32 protein-coding genes are annotated in these 26916 nt (G+C 35.7%); 21 read left to right on the forward strand and 11 right to left on the reverse strand.

Annotated features, from left to right (window positions below):
- Positions 1–131 precede the first annotated feature (131 nt).
- From M1D73_RS04235 to M1D73_RS04245, 3 genes are read right to left on the reverse strand one after another with little or no spacing between them, the layout of a single operon-like run.
- Positions 132–1289 carry an ABC transporter permease gene (locus M1D73_RS04235; protein WP_002197439.1) on the reverse strand — a complete coding sequence of 386 codons (1158 nt, stop codon included), beginning with the start codon at positions 1287–1289 and terminating at the stop codon, positions 132–134.
- A gap of 26 nt (positions 1290–1315) precedes the next feature.
- A complete protein-coding gene (locus M1D73_RS04240; protein WP_000609100.1) occupies positions 1316–1990 on the reverse strand; it encodes an ABC transporter ATP-binding protein in 675 nt (224 codons plus the stop codon).
- A complete protein-coding gene (locus tag M1D73_RS04245; protein ID WP_000728807.1) occupies positions 1987–3090 on the reverse strand; it encodes an efflux RND transporter periplasmic adaptor subunit in 1104 nt (367 codons plus the stop codon). The genes M1D73_RS04240 and M1D73_RS04245 overlap by 4 nt, the downstream gene beginning before the upstream one ends.
- Positions 3091–3301: 211 nt before the next feature.
- On the opposite strand from M1D73_RS04245, the gene M1D73_RS04250 reads away from it, so the two are divergent.
- The 3 genes from M1D73_RS04250 (at position 3302) to M1D73_RS04260 (ending at position 5998) form a co-directional block, all read left to right on the forward strand.
- Positions 3302–4036 carry a YwaF family protein gene (locus tag M1D73_RS04250; protein ID WP_000388698.1) on the forward strand — a complete coding sequence of 245 codons (735 nt, stop codon included), beginning with the start codon at positions 3302–3304 and terminating at the stop codon, positions 4034–4036.
- A gap of 89 nt (positions 4037–4125) precedes the next feature.
- Positions 4126–4992, forward strand: coding sequence for an ABC transporter permease subunit (locus M1D73_RS04255; protein WP_000239670.1), 867 nt, complete (start codon positions 4126–4128; stop codon positions 4990–4992).
- 1 nt (position 4993) lies between these two features.
- On the forward strand, positions 4994–5998 hold the full coding sequence (locus tag M1D73_RS04260; protein WP_136363042.1) for an ABC transporter permease: 1005 nt from the start codon (positions 4994–4996) through the stop codon (positions 5996–5998).
- Positions 5999–6039: 41 nt separating this feature from the next.
- On the opposite strand, the gene brnQ2 is transcribed toward M1D73_RS04260, so the two are convergent.
- The 4 genes from brnQ2 to M1D73_RS04280 all read right to left on the reverse strand — a co-directional run bounded on the left by brnQ2 (position 6040) and on the right by M1D73_RS04280 (position 8644).
- Positions 6040–7356 carry a branched-chain amino acid transport system II carrier protein BrnQ2 gene (gene brnQ2, locus M1D73_RS04265; protein WP_001260934.1) on the reverse strand — a complete coding sequence of 439 codons (1317 nt, stop codon included), beginning with the start codon at positions 7354–7356 and terminating at the stop codon, positions 6040–6042.
- A 218-nt stretch (positions 7357–7574) separates the two neighbouring features.
- On the reverse strand, positions 7575–8144 hold the full coding sequence (gene cotJC, locus M1D73_RS04270; RefSeq protein ID WP_000265278.1) for a spore coat protein CotJC: 570 nt from the start codon (positions 8142–8144) through the stop codon (positions 7575–7577).
- Between the two features lie 12 nt (positions 8145–8156).
- Entirely contained in the window at positions 8157–8420 is a 264-nt protein-coding gene (gene cotJB / locus M1D73_RS04275; RefSeq protein WP_001075543.1) for a spore coat protein CotJB, read from the reverse strand.
- Between the two features lie 8 nt (positions 8421–8428).
- Positions 8429–8644, reverse strand: coding sequence for a spore coat associated protein CotJA (locus M1D73_RS04280; protein ID WP_000362187.1), 216 nt, complete (start codon positions 8642–8644; stop codon positions 8429–8431).
- Between the two features lie 34 nt (positions 8645–8678).
- On the opposite strand from M1D73_RS04280, the gene M1D73_RS04285 reads away from it, so the two are divergent.
- Positions 8679–9107 (forward strand): VOC family protein, encoded by a 429-nt coding sequence (locus M1D73_RS04285; RefSeq protein ID WP_162837398.1) that lies wholly within the window; start codon positions 8679–8681, stop codon positions 9105–9107.
- 14 nt (positions 9108–9121) lie between these two features.
- A complete protein-coding gene (locus M1D73_RS04290) occupies positions 9122–9901 on the forward strand; it encodes a DUF2935 domain-containing protein (protein ID WP_000440988.1) in 780 nt (259 codons plus the stop codon).
- Positions 9902–9919: 18 nt separating this feature from the next.
- Here the strand turns inward: M1D73_RS04290 and ku are convergent, their stop codons facing one another.
- Positions 9920–10732 (reverse strand): non-homologous end joining protein Ku, encoded by an 813-nt coding sequence (ku, locus tag M1D73_RS04295; RefSeq protein WP_000557737.1) that lies wholly within the window; start codon positions 10730–10732, stop codon positions 9920–9922.
- Between the two features lie 351 nt (positions 10733–11083).
- On the opposite strand from ku, the gene M1D73_RS04300 reads away from it, so the two are divergent.
- The 4 genes from M1D73_RS04300 to M1D73_RS04315 all read left to right on the forward strand — a co-directional run bounded on the left by M1D73_RS04300 (position 11084) and on the right by M1D73_RS04315 (position 12820).
- Positions 11084–11365: a YkvA family protein gene (locus M1D73_RS04300; protein WP_000733844.1), complete on the forward strand. Its 282-nt coding sequence runs from the start codon at positions 11084–11086 to the stop codon at positions 11363–11365.
- A 17-nt stretch (positions 11366–11382) separates the two neighbouring features.
- Positions 11383–11988 carry a DedA family protein gene (locus tag M1D73_RS04305; RefSeq protein WP_000435017.1) on the forward strand — a complete coding sequence of 202 codons (606 nt, stop codon included), beginning with the start codon at positions 11383–11385 and terminating at the stop codon, positions 11986–11988.
- A gap of 98 nt (positions 11989–12086) precedes the next feature.
- A complete protein-coding gene (locus tag M1D73_RS04310; RefSeq protein ID WP_001277537.1) occupies positions 12087–12455 on the forward strand; it encodes a DUF3992 domain-containing protein in 369 nt (122 codons plus the stop codon).
- 20 nt (positions 12456–12475) lie between these two features.
- Positions 12476–12820, forward strand: coding sequence for a DUF3992 domain-containing protein (locus M1D73_RS04315; protein ID WP_000525819.1), 345 nt, complete (start codon positions 12476–12478; stop codon positions 12818–12820).
- A gap of 56 nt (positions 12821–12876) precedes the next feature.
- Here the strand turns inward: M1D73_RS04315 and M1D73_RS04320 are convergent, their stop codons facing one another.
- Entirely contained in the window at positions 12877–13302 is a 426-nt protein-coding gene (locus M1D73_RS04320) for an S-Ena type endospore appendage (RefSeq protein ID WP_086401415.1), read from the reverse strand.
- A gap of 351 nt (positions 13303–13653) precedes the next feature.
- Here M1D73_RS04320 and M1D73_RS04325 point away from each other — a divergent pair, with 351 nt between their 5' ends.
- From M1D73_RS04325 to M1D73_RS04335, 3 genes are all read left to right on the forward strand, one after another.
- On the forward strand, positions 13654–16113 hold the full coding sequence (locus M1D73_RS04325) for a LamG-like jellyroll fold domain-containing protein (protein WP_121868515.1): 2460 nt from the start codon (positions 13654–13656) through the stop codon (positions 16111–16113).
- Positions 16114–16192: 79 nt separating this feature from the next.
- Entirely contained in the window at positions 16193–16396 is a 204-nt protein-coding gene (locus M1D73_RS04330) for a hypothetical protein (RefSeq protein WP_000435797.1), read from the forward strand.
- Between the two features lie 12 nt (positions 16397–16408).
- Positions 16409–16579: a hypothetical protein gene (locus M1D73_RS04335; protein ID WP_001174838.1), complete on the forward strand. Its 171-nt coding sequence runs from the start codon at positions 16409–16411 to the stop codon at positions 16577–16579.
- A gap of 28 nt (positions 16580–16607) precedes the next feature.
- Here M1D73_RS04335 and bcaP read toward each other — a convergent pair whose 3' ends face one another.
- The gene (gene bcaP / locus M1D73_RS04340; protein WP_002040681.1) at positions 16608–18068 is read right to left on the reverse strand and encodes a branched-chain amino acid transporter BcaP; all 1461 of its coding nucleotides are present in this window, start codon (positions 18066–18068) and stop codon (positions 16608–16610) included.
- A gap of 105 nt (positions 18069–18173) precedes the next feature.
- Between bcaP and M1D73_RS04345 the strand changes: the two genes are divergently transcribed.
- The 9 genes from M1D73_RS04345 to M1D73_RS04385 all read left to right on the forward strand — a co-directional run bounded on the left by M1D73_RS04345 (position 18174) and on the right by M1D73_RS04385 (position 25877).
- Positions 18174–19397, forward strand: a complete 1224-nt coding sequence (locus M1D73_RS04345; protein WP_370512997.1) for a cation:proton antiporter — start codon at positions 18174–18176, stop codon at positions 19395–19397.
- Positions 19398–19521: 124 nt separating this feature from the next.
- A complete protein-coding gene (locus tag M1D73_RS04350; protein ID WP_000704958.1) occupies positions 19522–19836 on the forward strand; it encodes a hypothetical protein in 315 nt (104 codons plus the stop codon).
- Positions 19837–19865: 29 nt separating this feature from the next.
- Positions 19866–20729, forward strand: coding sequence for a MurR/RpiR family transcriptional regulator (locus M1D73_RS04355; protein WP_000648168.1), 864 nt, complete (start codon positions 19866–19868; stop codon positions 20727–20729).
- A gap of 155 nt (positions 20730–20884) precedes the next feature.
- On the forward strand, positions 20885–21769 hold the full coding sequence (gene murQ, locus M1D73_RS04360) for an N-acetylmuramic acid 6-phosphate etherase (RefSeq protein ID WP_000892350.1): 885 nt from the start codon (positions 20885–20887) through the stop codon (positions 21767–21769).
- 24 nt (positions 21770–21793) lie between these two features.
- The gene (locus tag M1D73_RS04365; protein WP_000711293.1) at positions 21794–23158 is read left to right on the forward strand and encodes a PTS transporter subunit EIIC; all 1365 of its coding nucleotides are present in this window, start codon (positions 21794–21796) and stop codon (positions 23156–23158) included.
- Between the two features lie 48 nt (positions 23159–23206).
- The gene (locus M1D73_RS04370) at positions 23207–24280 is read left to right on the forward strand and encodes a DUF871 domain-containing protein (protein WP_000580626.1); all 1074 of its coding nucleotides are present in this window, start codon (positions 23207–23209) and stop codon (positions 24278–24280) included.
- A 152-nt stretch (positions 24281–24432) separates the two neighbouring features.
- Complete coding sequence (locus M1D73_RS04375) at positions 24433–24837, forward strand: DoxX family protein (RefSeq protein WP_001077751.1); 405 nt, start codon at positions 24433–24435, stop codon at positions 24835–24837.
- Positions 24838–24990: 153 nt separating this feature from the next.
- Entirely contained in the window at positions 24991–25392 is a 402-nt protein-coding gene (locus M1D73_RS04380; protein WP_001126699.1) for a nuclear transport factor 2 family protein, read from the forward strand.
- Positions 25392–25877, forward strand: coding sequence for a PRK06770 family protein (locus tag M1D73_RS04385; RefSeq protein WP_000897995.1), 486 nt, complete (start codon positions 25392–25394; stop codon positions 25875–25877). The genes M1D73_RS04380 and M1D73_RS04385 overlap by 1 nt, the downstream gene beginning before the upstream one ends.
- A 34-nt stretch (positions 25878–25911) precedes the next feature.
- On the opposite strand, the gene M1D73_RS04390 is transcribed toward M1D73_RS04385, so the two are convergent.
- Positions 25912–26823, reverse strand: a complete 912-nt coding sequence (locus tag M1D73_RS04390) for a DMT family transporter (RefSeq protein WP_001146242.1) — start codon at positions 26821–26823, stop codon at positions 25912–25914.
- Positions 26824–26916: the final 93 nt, after the last annotated feature.

Genomic DNA, 26916 nt, shown 5'->3' on the forward strand with positions numbered 1-26916 from the left:
TAATAGCCTTAGTACCTATAAATAATGAAGAGTATTAGAATGGTAGTTGTAACGTGAAACATATATAATAGAAGAAACTCAATTTAGTAGATAAATAAAAAACGCAGGAGTGTAAACTCCTACGTTTTTGTTTATTCATATCGTAAACATTCAATTGGATCCAGTTTGGCAGCTTTGTTAGCTGGTAGTAAACCGAATAGTATACCGATTAACATAGATAGGGCAACGGAGATAAGTCCTAGTTTTAGTGAAACGACAAGTGGCCATCCTGCAAACATTGCGACAATCCATGCGAAGAAGATTCCAAGCATAAATCCGACAAAACCACCTAATGCTGTTAAAATGCAAGCTTCGATTAAGAATTGCATTAATACTTTACCACGTGTTGCACCTAATGCTTTACGAATACCAATTTCGCGTGTACGCTCTGTTACAGATACTAGCATAATGTTCATTACACCAATACCACCTACAAGTAAGGAAATAGCGGCAATACCACCGAATACACTTTTTAATATACCTGTGAAGCTATCAATTTCTTTTAAGAATTCTTGTGGATCTGGTACTTCAAATTTACCTGAATGCTCTGGTTTTTTTGCTTCATTTAATGATTTTACAACTGCTTCTTGAACAGTTTCCTTATCTTGACCAGGAGCAATTTTTACCGTTACAGAATCGTAGTTGTTTTTCCCGAATAGTACAGGCCAGTTTTCTGCTGAAATGACACCTTCTTTAAATGTCATGCCACCCATCATTGCTTTTATTGAATATACGCCAACTACTTTGTATGGTGTACCTTTTATATCTACATATAAGTTTGGTTCCCATGAAGAATATAATTTATCAAAAGCATCTGTATTTAATACAATTGTGTGTTCAGGTCTGTCTAAATCAGCTGCTGTTAAAAATCTGCCGTGCTCAAGTTTGAATTTAGATGTATCTTCAAAATAATCACCTTTTGCACCGGTAATATCAAGATCTAATTCTTTTTTTCCTGCATATACTTTTTCTTTTCCTTTTACATCTGGATAAACTTCTTGCACACCAGAAATTTTGGATATACTTTCATACATGCTTGAGGAAATTTTGCCGTCCATATCTGAGTAATCTTCTGTCTTATAATTTACAGAAAACTGATCTTTTTTTTCATTCCCGATTTGTTCGCGGAACTTTGCATTTGTTCCATCCCCAATCGAGATAATGGTAATGATGGCACTAACCCCAATAATAATACCTAACATCGTTAAGATAGAACGCATTTTATGAGCAAAGATAGAGGAAAGGGCCATGCGTATATTTTCACTCGTATTCAAAATTAACCTCTCCAATCTTGGACGATATTTCCGTCACGAATTACAATTTGACGTGCTGCAGCTTCCCCGATTTCACGGTCATGGGTAATCATAATGATTGTTGAGCCTTGTTTATTTAATTCGTAAAAGAGGTCCATAATTTGTGTACTTGTTTTCGTATCAAGTGCTCCTGTCGGTTCATCGGCTAAAATGAATTTTGGGTTATTTACGATTGCACGTGCAACAGCGACACGCTGCTTTTGTCCACCTGATAATTCGTTCGGTAAGTGAGTAGCGCGATCAGCTAAACCGACTTTTGTTAAAGCAGCTAATGAGCGCTCGCGTCTTTCTTTTTTATCGACTCCAGCGTAAATAAGAGGTAGTTCTACATTTTGAAGCGCTGTAAGTCTCGGTAATAACATGAAGTTTTGGAATACGAATCCGATCTCTTTATTACGTACGTGTGCAAGTTCTGTTTCAGACATGTTTGAAATATTTTGACCGGCTAGTTCGTACGTACCTGTCGTCGGTTTATCTAAGCAACCGATAATGTTCATTAATGTTGATTTACCAGAACCAGAAGGTCCCATAATTGAAGTGAATTCTCCTTGGTTCAGTGTTACGTCAATTCCGTGTAATATTTGAACGGACTCTGCACCATTTTGGAAGGATTTCGTGATGCCTTTTAAGTTAATCACTGGGCGACAACCTCCATACCATCTTTTAAGTCTTTTTCAGGTTTAGAGATAATTTCCTCTCCTTTTTTCACTCCAGAAACTTTTGCTTCGCTATCAGTCTCGAATTCAACAGTAACTGCTTGTTCTTTCGCCTTACCGTCTTTTACAACGAAGACAACATTTTTGTCACCTTTTTTCACGATACTGCTTTTCGGAACAATTGTACCAGTTGCTTCGCCAGATTTACTTGTTACGTAAACGTGGAAGCCGTTTTGTAATTCGTCACTATTATCTAATGTGACAGTGAATTGATAGTTAGAAACAGTTTTATTTTCATCCATGCTCTTTAATGGTGTAGAACCGATTTCTGTTACTTTTCCTGTCCAAGTCTTACCAGCGACAGTTTTTGATGAAACAGTTACTTCTTGCCCAACTTTCATACTAGCAAGCTCATATTCAGAAATTTGACCTTTTACTTTAAATTGACCAGCGTGACGAAGAGTAATTCCGCTCATACCTGTTTTTTCGTCAGCAGTTTTTACGATATCATCAATTACGCCATCAGCAGGACTTGTTACAGAAAGATTGTTTACTTTCTCTTTTGCTGCTTTAATCATTTCATCAGCTTTTTCAACTTCAAACTTTTTCATTTCAATTTGTGATTCTAATTGCCCAACTTCGGCTTCTGATGCTTTTAATGCTTCAGCAGGAAGGCCTGCATTTTTATCTTTTTGTAATTTTTGTTTCGCTACATCAATTTGTTTTTGGAGCAACGTTACTTCTTTTTGTGCGATTTTCTTTTGCATTTCTGCTTCTGTTACACCTTGTTTCGCAGTCGGATCATTGTATTTAAATAGAAGCTGACCTTTTTTCACTTCATCGCCTTTTTTCACAGCTAATTCATATGTTCCTTTTGTTGGATCGAATGAAATAGTTTCAATTCCATTTGGAATAACTTCGCCACCAAATTTTTGCGCGTTTTGGATTTGTTTTTCGGTTACTTTATATCCGCTATATGCCATTGCTACATCTGAACCGCCACCAGCAAATGCAAAGTATGATCCAGCTGCAATTCCGATTGCTACTACACTAGTAATTAACACTTTATTTTTCTTCTTCATCTATTTATCACCTTTTCGTTCGTTTTAGTATCTACATTAAGTATAGAAGAGGTAAAGAATCTGACAAATCGTTTTAGCTTACAATAACCTTACAGTTTTGTAAGGTATGAATATGTAAATGTAAGGTAGAGGTTGTCCTAGTGTAAGCAAATGAATTGACTCGTCGTTTCTTTCTTACAATAATATTGTATGGAGGAAAGGAGGAAGGAAGATGGAAGCTTATTTTAGCGCACACCCATTAAAACCATTTATTCCATACTCAAGGCAACATGCCCTTATATTATTTATTATGTTGGTGGGGATATTTTTTCTGTATCAATACCAAGATGTATTACGTCAAAGTGAGTGGAATATAACGGTTCGATATGCAATTGCATTTTTATTTATAGGTAGTGAAATTGGGCTTCATATGTGGGAGTGGAAAGCGGGGATTTTTGAGCTAGCTACTTCATTACCGTTTGAATTATGTACGATTAGTTTATTATTAGCGTCGATTATGATCGTAACGAAAAGTTACCGCATATATGAGATTGTATTTTTCACGGGAATTATTGGTGCATCACAAGCTATTTTAACGCCAAACTTGCAGTATGCTTTTCCGCATTTTCGTTTCATTGAATATTTTATCGCGCATATATTGCTCATTTGGGCACCACTCTTTATGACTTGGGTGGAAGGCTATAGACCGACCTTGCAATCTATTAAGCGTACGATGATATTTTTAAACATATTGATTCCGCTTGTTTCGTTTGTGAATTATAAAACAGGCGGTAATTATATGTTTTTAGCTCATAAGCCAGAAACAGCTTCATTACTCGATATGTTAGGACCGCATCCTTACTATATTATTTCATTAGAACTCGCAGCGCTTATTGGGTGTTTTATTTTGTATATGCCGTTTGCAAAAAGAGAAAGGCATGCGCATAAAGAATCACTAGGATCATAACCTAGTGATTTTTTATGATTGAATATTTACAATTCAGAAAATTAAGAATAAAATTAGAGAGTAAAATATAAAGAGAGAGAAGGGAAAACGTGGTCAAAAAAGTTTTTCTGAATGGGATGGAAGTGACAATTCAATTTATTATTTCGATTTTGGGGATTATTATGTTAGGGGCTCTGCCGAAATTGTTTTATGGATTTAAGCTGGATGTATCAAAGTACATACAGAGTTTAAAAGAAGTGTTTGTGAACTTAATGGATATTTCCAATTTGCAATATGTGAAAGGTAAATTTTTATTTCCGCAGCTGTTCGTCCATTATAAAGAAACGATTATTATTTTTTTAGCTGCTTTTTTTATTTCATTATTTGTAGCATTTTGTATTGTTTATGTAATTATGAGTAGTTCACCGCGTATACAACATCGAATTAAATCATTTCTTATCTTCCTAGAATCTATTCCAGATATCCTTCTTATTTTAGTATCACAAATTTTAGTTATATGGTTTTTTAAACAAACAGGTTTTTTACCTTTTCAAATTGCTTCAATTGGAGGCGAGTCAATTAGAGGATTGCCGATACTTTGTTTGAGCATCCCGACTACGATTATGTTTGTAAAAATGGTCGTGCTTCGTTTTGAAAATGAACTAGAAAAAGATTATGTACTATTTGCTAAGGCGAAAGGGCTGGGGCGCTTTCATATTTTAAATCGTCATATTTTACGAAATGTGTTGCTTAGTACATTATTCTTTGCGAAAACGAATATCTTTTTTATGTTATCTAATTTATATATTATAGAATGGATTTTTAATACGGGTGGTATTTTTATGTTTTTGAAATCTTATTTTGGTATTAGAGTTGAGGTTTTCATCGTTAGTGTGCTTCTTATATATATTCCGATTTTTATTTTATTTAAATTGTTTCATTATCTCATTCCGGCTGCGATGAAGGAGAGATTATAATATGTGGACGTATATAAAACGTGATAAAAGATTTTGGATAAGCATTGGGTTTCTTCTCCTATTAGTTCTTTTGAGCATCGGAAATACGTTATGGAATGATGGACATATTAGACAAGTTACATTGCAATATGATGCGGATGAAAATCCACAAGTGCCACCGTTTTCACCTTCATTACAATTTTTACTCGGGACAGATCGGAAAGGATACGACCTTTTACATTTAGTTATTGAAGGCGCGAAGTGGACGATTGGTATATCTATTTTAATTGCGGCACTTAGAATGGTAATAGGTGTGTTTTTCGGTGTCGTACTCGGAACGTATATAAAAAGAGGGTTTTCAAAAATTGAGGCTTTCTTTGATAGTTTTACAGTTATTCCGACAGTTATGATTGCGTATTTTTTTCTTCAATTTGCAAATGCATTTGGAAGCGGGGAGGAAACAACAACCTTTTTTGAAAGGGCTTCGTTTCAAGTTGTCTTACTTGTAATGCTTGTAATGCCAGTTATTGCACTGTATGTTGCGAAGGAAGTTCGTAAATTGCGAACGGAGGAATTTGTTGATGCCGCACGCATATTAGGTGGATCGAGAAGACATATTGTTATAAAGCATCTTTTCCCGCACCTTTATATGACGTTTATACTTGTATTTTTTCAGCAGTTTACGCAGACTCTTACTATTTTACTGCACTTAGGATTACTAGAAATATTCTTTGGCGGAACGGTTAAGTTTTTAGGACCGATAGAAGAAATAGAATCTTACACACATGAATGGTCAGGGCTAATTGGAGTCTATTTTAGATCTTTAACAGTGCATCCATGGATTCCTCTCGTCCCAATTACATTTTTCGGGCTTACCATTTTTTCAGGAAATATGATTGTAAAAAGTCTAGAAGAGGCGATGTTGAAAGTTCGATTAGGGGGAGAGATAAAGAAGGAAGTTGTAGAAGAGGAACAATCTGCTGTACAGTCAAAGGAAGAGTTGTTTACGTTTAAACATACGATGTGAAGAGAAAAAGAAGCAAGCATGGATTTCATGCTTGCTTCTTTTTACTTTGCAGAAACTTCACCTTCAGCTTCTGTTTGCGGAATAAAGTATCCGATTATACCACCAATTATTGCTGGAACGATCCAGCCGATTCCTAAGTTATAAAAAGGAATCGTGTGTACGATATTAGCGATAAAACTTGGTATCATTCCCACATTATCAAGTGCATGAATACAGCTAATAATGAATGCTGCGATCATTGCTCCGATGTAGACAGAAGGTTTACGTTTCGTATATTTATCGATAAATGATACGAAAATTAAAATGATTGTAATTGGGTACAAAATAATTAATACAGGTAGTGTGATTTTAATTAATAAGCTTAATCCTAAGTTTGAAATAACGAAACTAAAGATACAAACGTATAGTACGAGCTTTTTGTAAGAAACATTTGTTAATACTGTTGCGAAATAGTTGGCGAATGCACTTACAACACCAATTGCTGTTGTTAAACAAGCGAAGATAATGGCGATACTTAATAAAACATTACCGCTTGTCCCAAAGAATTGGTACATAACAGTTGCTAATAGTTGACCACCGTTCTCGAATTGTCCCAAGTTTCCGTTTGAAGCTCCGATATAACCGAGTAAGAAGTAAACAATTGTTAAGAATAGAGCAGCGATACTTCCGCAAATGATTGTATATTTCGCGATAGATTTCTTCTCTTGTATACCGTTTTGACGAATTGCATTTACAACAATTGTTGATAGTACGAGAGCGCCAATTGCATCTAACGTTAAAAATCCTTCAAGAAATCCTTTGAAAAACGGGATGTCTTTATAGTCACCGATAGGCTCTGCAAACGTTCCTGGTGAAAGAATCGCTTTTGTTGCCATAATTGCAATAATTACAAGTAAAATTGGCGTTAATATTTTACCGATATGATCTACTAGCTTGGATGGATTTAATGATAAGAAGTAAACGACTGTAAAGAAAATCGCACTAAAAACTAACATAGAATACCATTGATCTGGGAAAAGTGGTGCAATCCCAATTTCATAAGATACAGATCCAGTTCGTGGAATAACAAATAGTGGGCCGATTGAAAGATAAATAATGATAGCGAATACTGCTGCGAATTTTGGATGAACACGGCTCGCTAAAGTGTTAAAACTACCACCAGCAAGGGCAACAGCAACGATAGCAAGTAAAGATAAACCGACGTCTGTAATAATAAACCCTGTAATGGAAACCCACATATTTTCTCCGGAAGAAAGGCCAAGAAGGGGCGGGAAAATCATATTACCAGCACCGAAGAAAACTGCGAAGAGTAATAAACTAATCGAAAGTATTTGCGCTGGTTTCAAAGTTGTACGCATATAAAGAAAATCCTCCTAATGAGTATTTTTGTCGAAAATTCAAATAATTTGTCGAGTAACTGTTATTATTTTAAAGGTCTGATGACTAGAAAGCAATAGGGAATTTTGAAAAAATTAAAAAATAATGCATTAAATCGAATAAATATACTATTTGTATGTTTAATAGGAAGGATTTAACTTTTAACGTAAAAAAAACACATATCGCTAGGATACGTGTATTAAAAATATATTTTTCTATCGCGTTCTTCTTTTAAAATTTCAACCGCTTCTCGGAAACGTTGTGAATGGACAATTTCTCGTTCGCGTAAAAAGCGTAAACTGTCATTTATGTCGGGATCGTCAGATTGGTTGATAAGCCATTGATATGTGGCACGCGCTTTTTCTTCAGCCGCAATATCTTCGTATAGGTCGGCAATTGGATCACCTTTAGCTTGTATATAGGTTGCAGTAAATGGAACACCAGCTGCGTTATGGTAATGAAGTGCGCTGTCATGATCGACGTAATGAGGGTCGAGACCAGCTGCCTTCATCTGTTCAGGAGTCGCATCTTTTGTCAGCTTATAAACCATCGTAGCAATCATTTCAAGATGCGCAAATTCTTCTGTACCAATATCGGTAAGGAGGCCAATGACTTTATCCGGGATTGTATAACGCTGATTTAAGTAACGTAGTGCAGCAGCTAATTCTCCATCTGCACCACCGTATTGCTCAATTAATAATTTTGCAAGTGCTGGATTACAAGTTCCTACTTTAACAGGGTATTGTAATTTTTTTTCATAAATCCACATAGTTTCTCTCCTTTATATTTGCCATGGCCAAGGACCTTTGCTCCATTCCCAAGGGGCATTAGAATAGCTATTTCCATACTGTTGAAGCGGTCCATATTTTTCTTCCATCTGTTGTTTTAATACTCTTCGTTTATAGGAAAAATCATTAAATTGGTTAATAGCTGCTGTATCGTCTGGGTGGGTGTCTAAGTAAAGGGTTAGTTCAACTAATACAAAGTCTAATTCTTGGAGATTCTCTAAAAGTCGATAATACTCTTCTGGTAGTGGCTGGTTCACGTCAGTAGTCACCGCCCTTTTTTATAAGGATTTTCGTAATAATCATAAAAGATAGGCCATAAGGTTCCTTTTTGTAGTGCTTCTTTCGGTGAGAATTGTGGTAAATTTGGCGGTTGAAAACCTAAATATAAATTAGGAGGGGTAGAGTAATATTTTTTACCAATAGGAGGACAAGGATCTTGAGGACTATGATATGGCACATATGATTTCATATATTTATCCATTAATAAACCTCCCTATATTCTTCATCACTACGTATTGTATTCAGACATAATAGGCCTTTATGACACATATAAAAAAGTAATAGGTACGGGGGGAATGAATGTGGAGAATGTGAAACAATTCATTGTATTGGAAGTGAAAAACTTAAAGGAAACTTTGTATTTTTATGAAGGGATTTTAGGAATCAAGCCTAGTTTAGAAAGACCCCAATTAGATGTAACAGGGGTTTGGTATGATGCTGATTCAATGAGAGTTAGTTTTGTAATGAATCGTAGTTTGGGTGGGCGTGAGAAGAGTGTTACGGATTCGGTTGATGTACTAATGTTTTCAATTTCTAACATAGAGAACTTAAAGAAGAGGTTAGTGTTTTATAAAATTGCATATACAGAAAACAAAAGTGAGAAGAGTATTGTAGTACAAGACCCAGATGGATATAAAATTCAAGTGATAGAGAAGGACGAATAAACGGAGGGGATTTAGTGGAGAGGAATTATGAAGAAAGTGCATTGTTTGAGCATCAATTTTGGCTAAAGGTGCTTACTGATCATTCGCAATTTTTACTTGATGCATTAGCTCCGAAGGAAAAAGAGGATATAAAAAAGGCCACTTATTTTGTTGAAACATTTACGAATCTGTTAAATAAAGTTCGTAATGTGAATCTCATTGCGTTTTCAAAAGAGGCAGAACGAGCCGCAAAGGAAATACGAACGTTTAAATTAAGTATTATACAGAAACAACTCGAGGGAAAAATCACTATTCATTTTACGCCAACTTTCATCAATCATATGGTAAACGAAGTAGAAGAGTATATAACAGTGTTAGAATTTTTAAATAAAGGAGAAGTTCCGCCTGTTTTTCATGAATTACATTATCATCTCGTTTGGTTAACGGATGCGGCTGGCCATGCAGGGTCTATTTCTGGTGGATTAGATCTTGTTGAAAAAAGATTAAAAGAGAAAAGCGAAGAATTTACGAAGCACTTTGAACAATTTTATTTAAAGGCAGTTGAAATGACGGGGTATTTACGGACAGAGCTTCATCATTTTCCTGCATTAAAGAAGTTTACAAAAGATGTTTCACTTGAGTTAAAATTATTTTCGCATTTTCTCCATGAGGTCGAAGAGCTGGAGTTATCGAATGAAATATTAAGTGCATTATCTGCTAGAATGGCGGATCATATGGCAAGAGAAGAATGTTATTACTTATTAAAATTAGCACAATCGTCTGGACTTGAGATGCCAAAATGTAATCCGCTTTAAAGAAAAAAGAGGTCAATTTTATTTGGCCTCTTTTTCTGCTTTATTTTCTCTTTTTATTTTTGCTTGTTCAATACTTGCCTGTAATGTCTCCATAATATTGATGATGTTTGGAGTTGGAGAGATTGTTTCGGTTTTTTCCTGTTGTTCAATTTTGTTTTCGATTAGTTCGGTAAGGGCTTCTTTATACTCATCTGTATACATCTCTTGTTCAAAAGGATTTGTAAGATGGTGGATTAAATTGATTGCTGCTGTGAGTTCTTGTTTTTGAATCGGATAATTTTCGTTACTTGGTAAGTTAGGTGTATTTGTTATATCGCGAATTTCATTAGGGTAGTGAATAGTTTGTAATATAAGCCCATCTTCAAAGTTACGGATAATAGCTAAATGTTGTTTTTTTCTAATGGAAATATGGATAAGACCAAGTTTATTCGTACGTTCAAGTGCTTCTTTTAATAATAAATATGATTTTTCATGTCCTGAGGTAGGGCCTATAAAATAAGAACGATCGTAGAGAACAGAATCAATTTCGTTATTTTGGATAAAAGATATAATACGAATAGATCTTGGTTCGTGAGCTTTTTGCAACTCAGCTAATTCTTTTTCATCCATAATAATGTACTTATGAGGTGCGTATTCATAGGCTTTTACAATATCTTTATCATCAATTTCTTCATCCGTACAATCAGGAGCAAATTTTTTATATTTAATAGGTGTTAAGCATTCTTTATGAAGACTTAAAAACTTTATATCGTTTTCTTCTACGGCACTGTATAGTTTGATTCCTATATTTAATAGTCCAAGTGAAAGGGCACCTTTCCATACGGTATGCAAATGAAGCCTCTCCTTTCATTCAAAAATGATTATGTATATTATGAGATAGTAAGAAATTTCCTATACGTTTTTTGTTTTTACGGAATGTTAAGCAGGAGGATGTGGGATATAAAATATATTGACAAGCCCTCCAAAATATTTTAATGTGATTGTATAAAATTGTGTATATAAAGGGGAGTAACTTATTACAGTAAAGTCGTCATTACAGGGAGAAACCCTCGGCTTTATTGGCAACGTTTCGTTGTTAGTGAGACCTTTACCAGCAATGGTAAAGGCCCCTTATTGTCTTTTTTAGGACCCTTACCATGTTTGGTAGGGGCCTTTTTGTATACAAAGAGAGGAGATATAAAAATGAAAAAACTTATTAGTAGATTAAGAGTTGTATTTCATGTTCGCCGATTTGTTCCATTCCTATTTGACTTTTTCACTTCAAAAGAGGTTTCAATAAAGAAGAAAATTTTATCTATTGCGTTTTTAGTTGGTTATGTTGCGATGCCGCTCGATTTAATTCCAGACTTCTTACCGTTTATCGGTATTTTAGATGATATTGGAATTGTATTATTTATTTTGAACCGAATTGTAAAAATGGCGCCAGTTCAATTACAAGAAAAGCATAACGTAAACGTAGGATAGGAGTTGGGGTAGAAAATATGGAGCAAATTATTTTAGATATAATCGAGTTTTTAAAGCAATTTTCTTATTTTGGAGTTGTGTTAGCATTAACGTTTGAATTTATTCCAGCAGAAGTAGTTTTGCCCATGGTTGGTTATTGGGTGTACGAGGGAGATATGAATTTTTGGCTTGCTGTATTAGCCGGAACCCTCGGCGGAACGACAGGACCTTTAACGTTATATGCACTCGGTTATTACGGTGGTCGTCCTCTATTAATAAAATACGGGAAATACTTCTTCATTAAAGAAGAACAAATTCAAAAAGCAGATGATTTCTTTGAGAAATATGGACCGGTTGTAGCATTTGTTGGACGCTTTGTGCCAGGAGTTCGAACGCTTATTTCTGTTCCATGTGGTATGGCGAAAATGAACATATGGAAATTTAGTATATATACATTTGTAGCAATGTTCCCGTTAACGACTTTGTATGTTTATTTTGGAATGAAATTAGGTCCACATTGGGAAAAAGCAGCGGATGTTGTTGGGCAATATATGTTACCGATATTAGGAGGCGTTATTCTTATCGTTGCTAGTATCTTTGTCTATAAATATATGAAAAAAAGAAACAAAACAGAATCTATCTAGTCACATGAATATTTTTTGAAAATAGATGAATAGTACAGGCAAAAGACTCTGGGGGACATACACATATAGGGAATATAAAAGAGAGAGGGGAAACAACTATGTCTTGTGAGTGCTCAGGGTCAGCATTAACTTGTTGTCCAGATAAAAATTATGTGCAAGATAAAGTGTGTAGTCCGTGGTCTGCTACTGTAGTTGCAACAGCAATTGATAATGTTCTCTATACAAATAATATTAACCAAAACGTAATTGGTACTGGTTTTGTTAAATATGATGTTGGACCAGGCCCAATTACTGTAGAGGTACTTGATTCTGCTGGGGGTACAATTGATACACAAACATTAAACCCAGGAACGAGTATTGCTTTTACGTATCGCCGCTTTGATAGTATACAAGTTGTGTTACCTGCAACACCTGCTGGAACGTATCAGGGAGAATTTTGTATTACAACACGTTATCCACTTTCATAGCAGAATAGGAGAGGATCGAAATGGGAATGAGAAGTTCCAGTTTGTCTTGTTGTTCTAATAAAACACTTGTGCAAGACCAAGTATGTACAGACTGGTCTATTACAGGTGCTGGTACTCAAATTGTATATACAAATAATATCACGCAAGAAGTATATGGTTCAGGTTACGTGAAGTATGATGTAGGTGCCAACCCGATTACAGTTGATTTTTTAGTAGGTGCAACAGTGGTTGATACAATTACTGTACAACCACAAAGTAGTGGTACTTTCACTGTCCGATATTTTACTACTGTCCGAATTACTACGACAGGAACGACTGTTAATCAAGGAGAGTTTTGTATTACAGTACGTTATCCAATCTCATAAAAAGCATACCGTGAACGGTATGCTTTTTATATTAAGGAAATAATGAAATTGGTATTCTATAAGCAACATGTAAATTCGCAACAGTACTTGCCTTCTAAATATAGTGAAGGATTACTTGTTATATTGATAATATTGATCGACTGTAGGTCTTTTCCTGTGTACGATATTGTATTACCAGGAAACACAGTGAAAATATTGGTTACTGTTCCAACGATTTGAATTGTAATTGCTTCGTTGCTGCTAGTACTATTGTAAACCGAGACAGTACCTGATATAAGTAGTATCCCATCACTTTGCCATAGTATCATTAATTGTGATACATCTTTGGCAGAGGAGATGGTGTTATTAGTTATGAGGAAATTCCCTGCAAATTCATTTGTTACTCGCTCGCAATTTGGATTTGGAGGAGGGGGCGGTGGACAAGGGTCTGGACAAATAATAGATAAAGGAGCGAAACAGCCGATATTTTTTTTATTCTTCATACAACCCCTCCTTTTAAGTTGTCTTTTATTACTATTAAATGTAAAAGCATGGCCGATGTGTTAAAAAAAGAAGGAAATATTAAAAATTAAGATTGTCTAATAGGCTTAAACCTTAACTTATCATTAGTGTTATAGAAAAGATTATATGTGAATAGTCATAGGAAAAGAATGATCAGACTCTTTTAGACAAAAGGTGGTTGTATAAAATAGTACGAGTAATGTTGGACTTAATTTCTAATTAACTGTATATTTACAAAAATCTAATAAATTTCATTTGTTATTTAAACGACATTAACATGTATTAGATAAAATAGCCCTTGTAATGAATCAATTATTATGAGGAGGATTCACGTGGACAGAAATGCTTTAAGAAAAGTAAAAGGCCTTATTGGATTATTAATGGTTTTTGTATTAGCATTCGTATCATTTCCATGGAGTACATCAGTCAAGGCGGAAGAGAAAAAGCAAGAAAAGGCATCAAGTGAGAAGAAGATAGTTTTTCCAGTTGTAAGTGATGTGCATATTAAAAACAGTGGAACAGATGATACGTTTCGCTGGAAAAGAGCGATTGAACAGTTTAATACACTAGCACCAAAGCAAGATGCATTTGTTATTGTAGGTGATTTCACAGATGCAGGATCAGTGCAGCAATATGATCGTTTCATGCAAGTGTATAATGAAAATGCAAATAAAGATGCCGTGAGAATGAATTCTCTTGGTAACCATGATTATTGGAACGGTTTATCTGTAGAGGGCGCACAGAAGCGTTTCTTAGAAAAAACAGGTATGGAATCAATTTATTATCATAAAGTGGTAAAAGGTTATCACTTCCTTGTTATGTCTCCAGAGAATGGAACAACTCATGGCTATTATTCGGACAAGCAAATTAATTGGTTAAAAGAAGAAATGGCAAAAGCGCAAAAAGATGATCCAGAAAAACCGATTTTTGTATTTTTACATCAACACATTAAAGAGACAGTATACGGTAGTCATGAATGGGGAACACAAGATAGCGCAAAAATTAATGCAGTATTAAAAGAATACCCACAAGTTATTACGTTTTCAGGTCATTCACATTATCCATTAGATGATCCGAGATCGATACATCAAAAAGACTTTACATCAGTTGGTACATCTTCAGTAAGTTATATGGAAGTTGAAGGTGGTAAAGTACAAGGGAATATCCCGCCAGGAGCTAGTACGTTAAGCCAAGGTTTATTAGTAGAAGTAGATGATAAAGAAGTAACGATTAATCGTCGTGATTTCCATACGAATTCTTGGACAGGCGAGCCTTGGAAAATTAAATTACCAGCAAAGAAAGACACATTTACACATGTAGAAGATCGTGATAAAGAAAAGCCATACTTTGCTAAGGATGCAAAGCTTGCTGTATCAAATGTAACAGAAAATGCAGCAACAGTAACATTCCCACAAGCGTTGGACAACCTTCTTGTTCATTCTTACCGTGTACAAGCTAGAGATAAGCAAACGGGAGAAATAAAGAATAAATTGTTAGCATTCTCAGAGTTTTATCGTGATCCAGTGCCGAAAGATCTTACGTTCACGCTTGCAGGGTTAGATGGCGGGAAAACATATACACTTGAAGTCGTTGCAATTGATTCGTTTGGTAATGAAAGTGTGCAGCCGTTAACGGCAGAAATTACTACGAAAAAAGATGATATTGATCCGAATGTAAAAGTGCCAAAGGCTGATGTTTTTGATGTGAATTTTGCAGATGGTACATTTAAAGACAATTCACCATTTGGAACAAAAGGTGATGTGAAGGGCAATGTGACTATTGAATATGATAAAGCATTGAAAAAGAATGTTATGAAGTTAAACGGACAATCTAATACATTTGGATACCTTCCATTTTCAGCAGCACAAAAAGAGAAAGTAGCAAATACATTTACGTTAGAAACGGTATTTTCAATGAATCAAATCCGTGGACAAGGTATTTTGCAAAATACAGAGAGCGGTGGAATTGGATTTGAGTCTACAGGAAGCGGCTATGTTGAATTATGGGCTCACATTGGCGGCAGTTATAAACGTGTTGGAGTTCAATTAGAAGCAAACAAAACATATCACTTAACAGGAACGTATAACGGAAGTGAAGTAGCTATTTATGTCGATGGTAAAAAAGTAAATAGCCAACCAGCTACAGGAAAAGTGTATCATCCAAATGTACCATTTGCACTTGGAGCTGATCCTGATAGTAACGGCAATGGTGGTATTCCGTTAAACGGTAAAATCGCGCTTGCGAAATTATATAGTAAAGCGTTAAGTTCTTCAGAAGTATTAGCAGCGTACAATGAGTTTTCTAACCGTACGAAATTAGAGCAAGTGAACGCGTTATATGAAGAGCTTGGAAAAGGGAAAGAAGTGTTAGCTGGTACGTATGAGTTTGGTGATAAGCCAGGTCAATATTCAAAGGAAGCATTTCAAGAACTAGAGAAAAGCTATAATAATGCAAAACAAGTGTTTGAAAATGTAGGGAGCACGGGAGAGCAAATCGTTCAAACATATAACGAATTAAAAACAGCTAATGTAACATTTGTACAATCTAAAGTAGTAGAACAACCGAAAACACCGAAAGAAAAATTACAAATCAATATTGAATCTGCAAAAGTAGTAGTGAAAAAAGCGCAAGATGCAAATGTAACGGACGGTTCAGTGAAAGCACTGAGTCAAAAAATTACAGTGGCCGAAGCTGTAGTGAAAGATGTAAAAGTAAAAGATACACAGGTAGAAACAATGAATCGTACATTAGAGTATACGATTTCACTTGTTGAAAAAAGCATAAACAAATAAGAGAGAAGAAAAGAAGCTTATCATGATAGGCTTCTTTTTTGTTATACTAAAATTAGTATAGAATGAAGGAGCGAATAATTTGGAACAGAAAAAGCTAAAAAGAATTCTTGAATATGTATGGATCGCGGTTGTGCTCCTTGTAGGATATTATTTCTTAAAAGAAAAAAGTATATGGGTTTTATTTTTAATGACGTTTTTATTAGCGGGTTTAGGCACGTTATTTATTAATTTCTTCTTTGATAGTTTAAATGCCTGGAAGAATAAAAAGAAGGGAACGAAGTAAAGGAGGGAATATATGCAAAAGTGGAAGCTCATATATCAGGTGATTATTTTCCTATTGCTTGTAGGTATTGGAATTGTGAAATACGCAACGCCAATAGGAAATTGGGCATGGTTTACAGCTTGCATCGGCATATTTTTCATTTTACAGTCGTTAACGAAAAAATATAATAGTACAGAAAAATAGCTCGCCGCTAAAACGGCGAGCTATTTTGTTATGCTTTTTTCTTTTCATCATTTGTTTTTTCAATAGCTAAATGACTATGTTTCCTAGAGTAGAAGAAATAGAAGCATAAGCCGACTATAAGCCAAACTGCAAAGCTAATCCATGTTGTTTTAGACAAATTGATCATTAAATATAAGCAGCAAAGAATCGCGACAACTGGTAATACAGGTACGAAAGGTGTACGGAATCCACGTTTTAAATCAGGGTGTGTTTTTCGTAAAATAAGTACTGCGCAGCAAACGAATGTAAAGGCTGTTAACGTACCGATGTTTACTAAATTCGCTAGCAAATGTAAGTCTAAAAGGCCTGCTAATAAAGCAGCAACAACGCCAGTAATCCACGTATTTAATAAAGGGATTTTTACTTTTTTATTTACACGTGCTAACGCTTTTGGAAGTAAACCGTCACGGCTCATCGCATACGAAACGCGAACTTGTCCATACATAACGACTAAGAGAACGGTTGTCATTCCAGTCATCGCTCCAACAGCGAGTAGTCCTGCAATTGTATCCTCACCAACGAAATGCAATGCAAATGCAACTGGATCAGAAACGTCTAATTGCGTATAAGGAACCATACCTGTTAAAACGAAAGATACGATCATATATAAAACAGTACAAATAAGAAGAGAACCGATAATACCAATTGGTAAGTCACGCTGCGGTTTTTTCGTTTCTTCTGCAGCTGTTGCGATTGCATCAAATCCTAAGAAGGCGAAGAACACAGTGGCAGCCCCAGTAATAATACCGTCGTATCCGAATGGGATGAACGGTGTCCAGTTTTCAGGTTTTACATATTTTGCACCTGCTACGATAAAAGCGATAATAACGGCTAACTTAATAAGAACCATAATATTATTAATGCGTGCGCTTTCGCGTATACCAAAACTTAAAAGGCCCGTAATAAGAAGTAAAATACAGACAGCAGGTAAATCGATGAGACCACCTTTTCCTACGCCGGGGGCCGAGGCGATTATGGCGGGCAGGTGTATATTGAACCCTTGTAGTAATGATTGCAAATAACCAGACCAACCGACAGCTACTGCTGCAACGGCAAGTAAATATTCGAGCATTAAACACCATCCGACGATGAAGGCGACGACTTCTCCGACTGTCATGTATGCGTAAGTATACACACTTCCTGAGACAGGAATAGAAGAAGCAAATTCAGCGTAACAAAAGGCTACACAAGCACAAGTAAATGCAGCAATAAGGAATGATAGCATAATACCAGGACCAGAATGTTTTGCTGCAACAATACCTGTTAATACAAAGATCCCTGTCCCAATTACGGCGCCGATTCCTAAAAATGTTAAATCGAGTGCAGTTAATGTTCTAGCTAGCTGCTTTGGTGATTCAGTACTAAGCGCTTTTTTTCGTAATAATGACTTCACTTTGGACTCTCCCCCCGTTTTTTCATTTCCATAACTGCGACTATAGTATGAGTCCATTAAAAAAGAGTAAGTAAGGAAGTGGAGGTGCAGTTATGGTATGTAGTTTTTTAAAATTGCTGGATTAATCTTAATATAATTCAGAATATTTTGTCAAATAAAAATATGACAAATAAAATGCGGATCAATAGGGGAAACTACTTGCAGAAATGGACGGGGGTTAACGACCCACTGATTAAAGTTAAAGTAGGAGCAGATGCTATGTTATTTTATTTTGAACTTGTCGTCATTTTACTTTGTACGAAATTAGCTGGTGACATTAGTGTAAGACTTGGTCAGCCTTCTGTACTTGGTAAGTTAATTGTCGGTATTATTATCGGTCCGGCTGTACTTGGTATTATTAATAGTTCTGAACTGATTGATGAATTGAGTGAGATTGGTGTTTTGTTACTTATGTTTATGGCGGGACTTGAAACAGATTTAGAAGAGTTAAATCGGAATTTGAAATCGTCGTTTGCAGTAGCGGCCGGTGGAATTATTTTTCCTTTCATTGGTGGTTATGTAACAGGATTGCTGTTTGGATTAATACAATCCCATGCCATTTTTTTAGGGTTATTACTTTGCGCAACATCGGTTAGTATTACGGTGCAGACGCTACGTGATCTAGGAAAAATGAATACGAGAGAAAGTACAACCATTTTAGGTGCTGCCGTATTTGATGATGTCATTGTCGTTATTTTATTAGCATTTGTAATGAGTTTTTTAGGAACGCAAGATGTGAATATAACACTGGTCATTGTAAAGAAAATTATTTTCTTTGTAAGTATTGTTTTTATTGCTTGGAAAGTCGTTCCTTGGATTATGAAAATGCTTGTCCCGCTTCGTGTAACAGAAGCGTTAATTAGTGCAGCTCTTATTATTTGCTTCTCTTTTTCTTATTACAGTGAAATGATGGGAATTGCAGGCATTATTGGAGCATTCGCAGCAGGAATTGCTATTTCTCAAACAGAGTATAAGCATGAAGTGGAACATAAAATTGAACCGATTGCTTATGCAATATTTGTTCCAGTATTCTTCGTAAGTATCGGAATGGAAATTACATTTCAAGGCATTGGAAGTCAGCTTTGGTTCATTATTATTATGACTCTCGTTGCGATTTTCACAAAGTTAATCGGATCCGGCTTAGGCGCAAGACTGACAGGATTTAATCGCCAATCTTCTATCAGTATTGGTGTGGGGATGGTATCACGTGGTGAAGTAGCGCTTATCATCGCAGCAAATGGACTTACGGCGAATTTATTAGCGAAAGAAAATTTCACAGCGATTGTTATTGTTGTTATATTGACGACAATTATCACACCGCCACTTTTGAAGAAATATTTTGTATAGACAGGAAGGGCTTATCTGATGTAGGTAAGCTCTTTTTTTATTCCCAAAAGCAATGATCATATAGCATGAAGGGTTTGTAATTATGGTAAAATCTATGTATGTGATATGACAAGGAGAGGGAAGTGTGAAGATTACGAAGGAGAAGGTTATCGGTGTAATCGTACTTATTGCAGTATGTATACCATTTACTGCATGGAAAGAATCAAAAGTGAAAGATTTTCCGGTTTCTATTTTTTCGGAAGAAGCAGATGGTGAGTACGGTCAGAAGCTGAAATATACTGCTTTTTTACCTGATGTTGCGATTTGGATGAACGGTTGGGAAAAGAAGTGGACAGAGGGGGAAAGAACTGTTTATCAAAAAGGGAATCGCATTGTAAATGTGTTTCATCCTCCTGGCGATGATGGTTATTACCTTCTTGAAGCAAGAGAAAATAAGTGAACGCAACCGTAAGAAGTGGAGGTTAAATAGTGAAAGCTTCAACATTACTATTTAAAATTGAAAGTAATATGGATCAATTTTCACCAGCTGAGAAGAAGGTTGCCATGTACATAATGGAGAATGCAGAGATTGTACCGAATTTAACGACGAAAGAAGTGTCAACGAATGCAGGCGCAAGTGAAGCGAGTGTCGTTCGCTTTTGTAAATCGATTGGAATCGGAAGTTTTAAAGCATTTAAGATAGCACTCGTTCGTGAATTAACGATTGCTGATTATAATATTAACGATTTTTCAGTGATGAATACAGAAGATGGACCGTATGATTTATTTAATAAAGTTACTTATGTGAATAAAGCTGCAATTGAGGCGAGTGTTACTGCGATAGATAAGAAGGAACTTGAGAAAGCAGCGGATCGTATCGTCAATGCGGGCAAAATTATATTTTACGGCGTAGGTGGATCAGCTACGCCAGCGATGGATGGGGCGTATAAATTTACACGGCTCGGATTTACAGCGATGATGCTATCTGATTTTCATATGATGTTGCCGCTTGTGACGAATTTAAAAGAAGGCGATATATTTGTTGCGATTTCAACATCTGGTCGAACGAGAGATGTGCTTGAAATGGCGCAGTATGCAAAGAGACAAGGTGCAACTGTTATTGGAATTACGAAATTAGATCAATCATCCCCCCTATATAAAGAAGCGGATATTCGCCTTTGTATGCCAGATGTAGAACAAGATCATCGTATTGCGAGTATTGCTTCGAGAATGACACAATTGAATATGATCGATGCTTTATATGTGATTACTTTCAATCGAATTGGTAATAAAGTATTGGATCAATTTATGGAGACGCGAGAAGAAGCGTTGCGGTTACGGAAGTTAAAGTAGAAGAAAAGATGAGGAGACTCATCTTTTTTATTATCTTTGACACAAATATGTCATGTTGTGAAATTTTATTTCATAAAATAAGAAAGGGTTATTGATTTTTAGTTTCTTAAAGTTATAATAAAAGTGTGAAATATAATTTCAAAGAGGGTGGAAATATGTTAGAAAATTTATCGACAGAACATCGTAATGAGAAAACAATGAATCTGGATGAAATGAGCATAAAAGAAGTATTGCAAAGTATGAATGAAGAAGATCGAACTGTTGCGTTAGCAGTTGAAAAAGAGATAGAACAAATTGAAAAGGTTGTACAGACTGTTATTAAATCTTTTGAAGAAGAGGGACGCTTAATTTACATTGGTGCTGGTACGAGTGGTCGTTTAGGTATCCTAGATGCAGTGGAGTGTCCGCCGACATTTGGCACGGATGATAAAATGGTGCAAGGATTTATAGCAGGTGGATTGAAAGCGTTTACTAAGGCGGTGGAAGGTGCCGAAGATCGCGAAGAGTTAGCAGAAGAAGATTTAAAAAGTATTGGATTAAATGAGAAAGATACAGTGATTGGAATTGCTGCCAGTGGCAGAACTCCTTACGTAATTGGCGGCTTGAAATACGCACAGAGCGTAGGAGCGAGTACAGCGAGTATTTCTTGTAATAAAAATGCTGAAATAAGTAAATATGCAAATTTAAATGTGGAAGTAGAAACAGGTGCAGAAATATTAACAGGATCAACGCGTTTAAAAGCTGGTACAGCACAAAAATTAGTGCTGAATATGATTTCAACAGCTTCGATGATTGGTGTAGGAAAAGTATATAAAAACTTAATGGTAGATGTTCAATCCACAAATGAAAAGTTAGTAGAACGGTCAAAACGAATTATTGTGGAAGCAACAGGTGCTAGTTATGAAGTAGCGGCAGAGTATTATGAAAAGGCAGAACGTAACGTAAAAGCTGCCATTGTTATGGTGTTGTTGCAGTGTGAGTATGGGGAAGCACTGGAGAAACTAAAATACGCAAAAGGGTTTGTGAAGAAAGCACTATAAAGTAATAGGGAGGGGGATTCTATTATGAAGAAAGAAGAGAGAATGGCCAAGGAAATTTCGGAGCAACTTGGTGGAATAAAAAATATTCGTAGTATTGCTCATTGTATGACGAGACTACGTTTAACGCTTCATGATGAAAGTAAAGTAAATATGGACCTTTTGAAAAAAGTTGAAGGCGTTATGGGTGTTATAGAAGATGAGACGCTTCAAGTTGTCGTTGGTCCAGGAACAGTAAATAAAGTAGCAGCTGAAATGGAAGGTTTGACAGGACTACGAATTGGTGAGGTAGCAGATCATCACCTTGAAGATATTGGGCAAGAGATGAAATCAGAGATTAAGAAGAAAAATAATACACCGGTGAAAAACTTTTTACGAAAAATAGGAAGTATTTTCATCCCATTAATTCCGGGGCTTGTTGCGTCAGGAATTATAAACGGGGTTGCTAACTTTGCGAAAAATGCTGGTGCTGATCCAAATGCAACGTGGTTACAAATGTTACTACTCATTGGCGGCGGTATCTTTACATTCTTAGGAATTTTAGTCGGCTGGAATACAGCGAAAGAATTTGGCGGGACACCGGTTCTTGGGGCAATTGCTGGTATTTTAATTTTCAACCCGGCGATGGCAAACGTAAAATTGTTTGGTGAAGCATTAGTGCCCGGACGGGGCGGATTGTTTGCAGTTATTTTTGCAGCATGGCTTATGGTTGTAGTGGAAAGACAAGTTCGAAAAGCAGTGCCAAACGCAGTTGATATTATCGTGACACCACTCATTACTGTATTAGTTGTAAGTATCGTAACGATGTTAGCCATTCAGCCATTAGCAGGTTTCTTATCAGATGGTATTACGAGCGGAATTAATGCTATTTTAAATATTGGCGGAGCATTTGCTGGCGCAGTACTTGCGGGAACATTTTTACCTCTCGTTATGGTCGGATTGCATCACGGTTTAACACCAATTCATATGGAATTTATTAATCAAACACACGTAACACCGTTATTACCAGTGCTCGCAATGGCTGGTGCTGGCCAAGTGGGCGCAGCAATTGCGATTTATGTGAAAACAAAAAACAAACGACTTCGAAATGTAATTAAAGGTGGATTGCCAGTTGGCTTTTTAGGAATTGGTGAGCCGTTATTATACGGGGTGACATTACCACTTGGGAAACCGTTTATTACTGCTTGTTTAGGAGCGGCTGTCGGTGGTGCATTCCAAGCAGTTATGCAAACAGCTTCTCTTGGAATTGGCGTATCAGGGCTATCTTTAATTCCGTTAATTGCTGACAATAAATATTTACTCTATTTCTTAGGTTTAGTAATTGCATATGCTTTCGGATTTATCTTTACGTATTTCTTCGGATTTAAAGAAGAAATGGCAGAAAACATATAGAGAAAGGGATTCCTTTCTCTTTTTCTATTAATAGAAAGGGAGATTTATATGATCGGAGTTTCCATTTATCTTTCAAAAGAACGAGTAGAGAAACAAGAAGAGTGGCTAAAAGTAGCGAAGGAAAATGGGTTTACATCTATTTTTACATCACTGCACATTCCAGAAGATGATCCAAATACGTATAAAGAGTTAATTCAAATATTAGGGAAACAAGCTCTTGCACATGAAATGGAGTTAATGGTTGATGTTTCTCCAAAATCGTTACATCATTTAGGGCTAACATATGAAAATGTGGAAGAACTATTGGACTGGGGCATTACCGGTTTAAGAATGGATTACGGCATTGCGCCAAAAGAAATTGCAAGCGTATCTCATAAGATGAAAGTAGCTTTAAATGCGAGTACGATTACAAAGCCATTTTGGAAAGAATTACTTGCAGAACATATAAGAGTAGAGAATGTAGAAGCGTGGCATAATTTTTATCCACGTCCAGAGACGGGACTAGCAAAGTCCTTCTTACAAAAACAAAATCAATATTTACAGGAGTGCGGAATAAAAACGATGGCATTTATTCCAGGAGATGCGGAAAAACGTGGTCCGTTATATGAAGGGTTACCAACGTTAGAAAAACATCGCAATATGCGCCCGCTTGAAGCGTACTTAGAACTTGTTCAAGATTGTGGTGTTGATAAAGTATTGATTGGAGATATAAGCGCAAGTTTGGAAAGTATGCAAGAAGTAGCTAGTGCGAGTAGAGGGATTATTCCATTGCGTTACAAATCATTTATAACTGATAAAGAAGTATTAAAAGTGGTGGAGCAAGTGCATAAAAATAGACTAGATCCGGCTCGTGATGTTATTCGATCTGTAGAATCAAGGGAAGGAAATAGAGTGGTTTTACAGCCGATGCATACAATTGTAAGAAAGAAAGGCAGCATTACAATTGATAATGAATTGTACGGTAGATATGCAGGGGAGATGCAAGTTGCTACACATGATTTACCTGTAGATGAGAAAGTGAATGTTGTTGGAATAGTTGTGGAAGAGGACGTTTCTTTACTGCCTTATATTGGCGCTGGAAAAATGTTTCAACTTTTTCTATGCGATAGAATAAAAGCTTGAATTAGCGCTATTTTGTAGGAAAACATTATCCGTAAAACGGATAATGTTTTTTGTTTTCTTTAAAAAAGTATTTGACGAATGAAATAAAATACCGTATTGTTTTGACTTGTAAATAAAAGTTCACCATAACAAAACAAAAAGGAGAGTTCAAAATGAATCAATATATTGGGAATTTAATTATTCGTATCGTGTTAGGAGTTACGTTCTTTGCACACGGTTTAGCAAAGTTTCAATCAGGTATCGATAATGTAGCAGGATGGTTTACAAGCATCGGTTTACCAGGTGGCCTTGCATACGGCGTAGCAACTGTAGAATTAGTTGGTGGTATATTATTAATTATCGGTTTAGGTGTACGATATGTAGGATTGTTATTCGCTCTTATTTTAGCTGGAGCTATCGTAAAGGTAAATGGAGCAGCAGGTTTATTAGGAGATGGAAAGAATCCAGGATATGAATTAGATCTTGCATTATTATCAATGGGTGCGTATTTATTCGTAGTAAAAGCAGAAGGATATGTAGATCGTTTCTTAAAAGAGAAAGTAATGAAAACGAAGTAAATTTTATTTATAAATGTTGACTTGAAGAAGTGTTGTAACTATAATGATTACAACAAATAGATTAAGAGTAAAACAATTTAAATATTTTTTTACACAAGATGTAACTATATAGGTTACATCTTGTGTAAAAATAAATAAACGGGAGGAAGTAATATGCCTAAATCAAATTTAGAAATTATTCAAAGCACGTATGAAGGATCAGCGTCTTCGAATGCAAAGCATTTAGCAGAAGCCTTCTCTGAAAAAGTGGAATGGACAGAGGCAGAAGGTTTCCCGTACGGCGGAACATATAAAGGCGTAGAAGCTATAATGGAAAATGTATTTAGCCGTTTAGGATCAGACTGGGATGATTATAAAGCAAGTGTAAATACATATCATGAAGTAAACGGAAAAGATGTAATTGTTGCTGAAGGTATGTATTCTGGAGTTTATAAAGAAACAGGAAAATCATTTGAAGCAGAATTTGTTCATGTATGGCAGCTTGAAAATGGAAAAATCGTGAAGTTTAAGCAGTATGTAGATAGTCATATTGTTAGGGAAGCGATGAAGAGCTAATGCTTTTTAAATGGATTGTAGGTATATGTATTACCATTATGGTAATCATCTCTTCTATAGTTGGCGGAAAGAAATTGCTTGCATATGTGGAAAAAGAAAATACAAATATTCAAACCGAGCGAGCGGCAAACGAAAAAGAGAAAAAAGCTGCAGAAGAAGCCCCGCAAATTAGTGAAGGTGAAATTATTTCTACTATGCATAAAATGGTGCACCAAAAGGTAAAATCCTCTGAAAAATGGGGATTTGTAGAGATGACAAAAAAGGAAATTTCTAATGTAAAAAGAGATATTGAAAATAGTACAGGTTTTCAATATAAAATGAAGTTATTTTCTATTATAAATAGATGGGAAAAAGGAGATTTTTCTCAAACTGTTGAGGAGCATAACTTTTTATGGAGCCTTCAAGGTGGAGATACTGGCAAGGCGACGGAACGTTTATCGCCAGAAGAGGAAAAGCAGTATATAAAAGAAATGAAGAGAAAATAAAAACATCGCCAACCCAGATGACGATGTTTTTTCATTAAGAATGTTTTCGCATTAAAGGTCTAACAGGCTGAACGGCAACAGTTTTAAAATGAGAAAATAAATAACATCCTGTTACAACGACAATTGTCCCTAAAATTTGTATCCACGTTAATTCTTCTCCGAGGAATATGAATGCTAAAATGGCTGTGAAAATTGGATTGAAGTTTAGAAAAATACCTGATGTAGTTGCGCCTAATTTTTGTACGCCAATATTCCAAAATACCATACAAAGAACTGTCGAAATAAGCCCAGTATATAAAAGTGATGTGATGAAAGAAGTATTTATATTTGAAACAGTGAAGCTACCTATGTTAAACGGTAGTAATAAAATAACGCCGAAAATACCAGAGTACAACGTTGCCATAAGTGGTGTAGTTGTTTTTGTTGCCCATTTACTACAAACAGAATAGATTCCCCAAATACAAACTGCTGCAATCATCCATAAATCGCCGCTATTAAAATGTAGTGAAAATAAAAGCGAGAAATCACCTTTTAATAGGACGAGGATAACCCCGAAGAATGAAAGAATCATGGATAGGATTTGAAGTGTATTTACTTTTTCTTTTAGAAATAATACTGAAAATAATGCGATTGAAATTGCATTCAATGTAGAGATAAGACCTACATTCGTAGCGGATGTTTTTTCTAATGCTAAAAATTGAAAGATGTTAAAAAGAGCGACCCCTGAAATTCCCATCAATATTAAAGGAAGTATTGCGGTACGTGGTGGAAGGATTTTCTTTTCTTTAAACCATACCATCGGTAATAAACAAACAATCGCAATCATCCATCTTAAATTTGTCAATGTCATCGGCGATGCATGATCGACGAGTGATTTTCCAACGACAAAATTTCCTCCCCATAATAAGCTCGTTAGTAATAGTAAAAAGACGTAAAAATAAGGCATGCTAAAATCCCCTTTTTTGTAATCAATACGAATTGTAAATAATTTTAGCATTTTTCTTTATTATGTAATATATTCTTTTGTATAATGGTGAAA

The organism is Bacillus sp. PK3-067, from assembly GCF_056738645.1.

Coding starts and splice junctions, on each gene's coding strand:
- M1D73_RS04235 (WP_002197439.1), bottom strand. CDS start 1,289: ATGGCCCTTTCCTCTATCTTTGCTCATAAAATGCGTTCTATCTTAACG.
- M1D73_RS04245 (WP_000728807.1), bottom strand. CDS start 3,090: ATGAAGAAGAAAAATAAAGTGTTAATTACTAGTGTAGTAGCAATCGGA.
- M1D73_RS04250 (WP_000388698.1), top strand. CDS start 3,302: ATGGAAGCTTATTTTAGCGCACACCCATTAAAACCATTTATTCCATAC.
- M1D73_RS04260 (WP_136363042.1), top strand. CDS start 4,994: ATGTGGACGTATATAAAACGTGATAAAAGATTTTGGATAAGCATTGGG.
- brnQ2 (WP_001260934.1), bottom strand. CDS start 7,356: ATGCGTACAACTTTGAAACCAGCGCAAATACTTTCGATTAGTTTATTA.
- cotJC (WP_000265278.1), bottom strand. CDS start 8,144: ATGTGGATTTATGAAAAAAAATTACAATACCCTGTTAAAGTAGGAACT.
- M1D73_RS04280 (WP_000362187.1), bottom strand. CDS start 8,644: ATGGATAAATATATGAAATCATATGTGCCATATCATAGTCCTCAAGAT.
- M1D73_RS04300 (WP_000733844.1), top strand. CDS start 11,084: ATGAAAAAACTTATTAGTAGATTAAGAGTTGTATTTCATGTTCGCCGA.
- M1D73_RS04305 (WP_000435017.1), top strand. CDS start 11,383: ATGGAGCAAATTATTTTAGATATAATCGAGTTTTTAAAGCAATTTTCT.
- M1D73_RS04310 (WP_001277537.1), top strand. CDS start 12,087: ATGTCTTGTGAGTGCTCAGGGTCAGCATTAACTTGTTGTCCAGATAAA.
- M1D73_RS04315 (WP_000525819.1), top strand. CDS start 12,476: ATGGGAATGAGAAGTTCCAGTTTGTCTTGTTGTTCTAATAAAACACTT.
- M1D73_RS04320 (WP_086401415.1), bottom strand. CDS start 13,302: ATGAAGAATAAAAAAAATATCGGCTGTTTCGCTCCTTTATCTATTATT.
- M1D73_RS04335 (WP_001174838.1), top strand. CDS start 16,409: ATGCAAAAGTGGAAGCTCATATATCAGGTGATTATTTTCCTATTGCTT.
- bcaP (WP_002040681.1), bottom strand. CDS start 18,068: ATGGACTCATACTATAGTCGCAGTTATGGAAATGAAAAAACGGGGGGA.
- M1D73_RS04345 (WP_370512997.1), top strand. CDS start 18,174: ATGACAAATAAAATGCGGATCAATAGGGGAAACTACTTGCAGAAATGG.
- murQ (WP_000892350.1), top strand. CDS start 20,885: ATGTTAGAAAATTTATCGACAGAACATCGTAATGAGAAAACAATGAAT.
- M1D73_RS04365 (WP_000711293.1), top strand. CDS start 21,794: ATGAAGAAAGAAGAGAGAATGGCCAAGGAAATTTCGGAGCAACTTGGT.
- M1D73_RS04370 (WP_000580626.1), top strand. CDS start 23,207: ATGATCGGAGTTTCCATTTATCTTTCAAAAGAACGAGTAGAGAAACAA.
- M1D73_RS04375 (WP_001077751.1), top strand. CDS start 24,433: ATGAATCAATATATTGGGAATTTAATTATTCGTATCGTGTTAGGAGTT.
- M1D73_RS04380 (WP_001126699.1), top strand. CDS start 24,991: ATGCCTAAATCAAATTTAGAAATTATTCAAAGCACGTATGAAGGATCA.
- M1D73_RS04385 (WP_000897995.1), top strand. CDS start 25,392: ATGCTTTTTAAATGGATTGTAGGTATATGTATTACCATTATGGTAATC.
- M1D73_RS04390 (WP_001146242.1), bottom strand. CDS start 26,823: ATGCCTTATTTTTACGTCTTTTTACTATTACTAACGAGCTTATTATGG.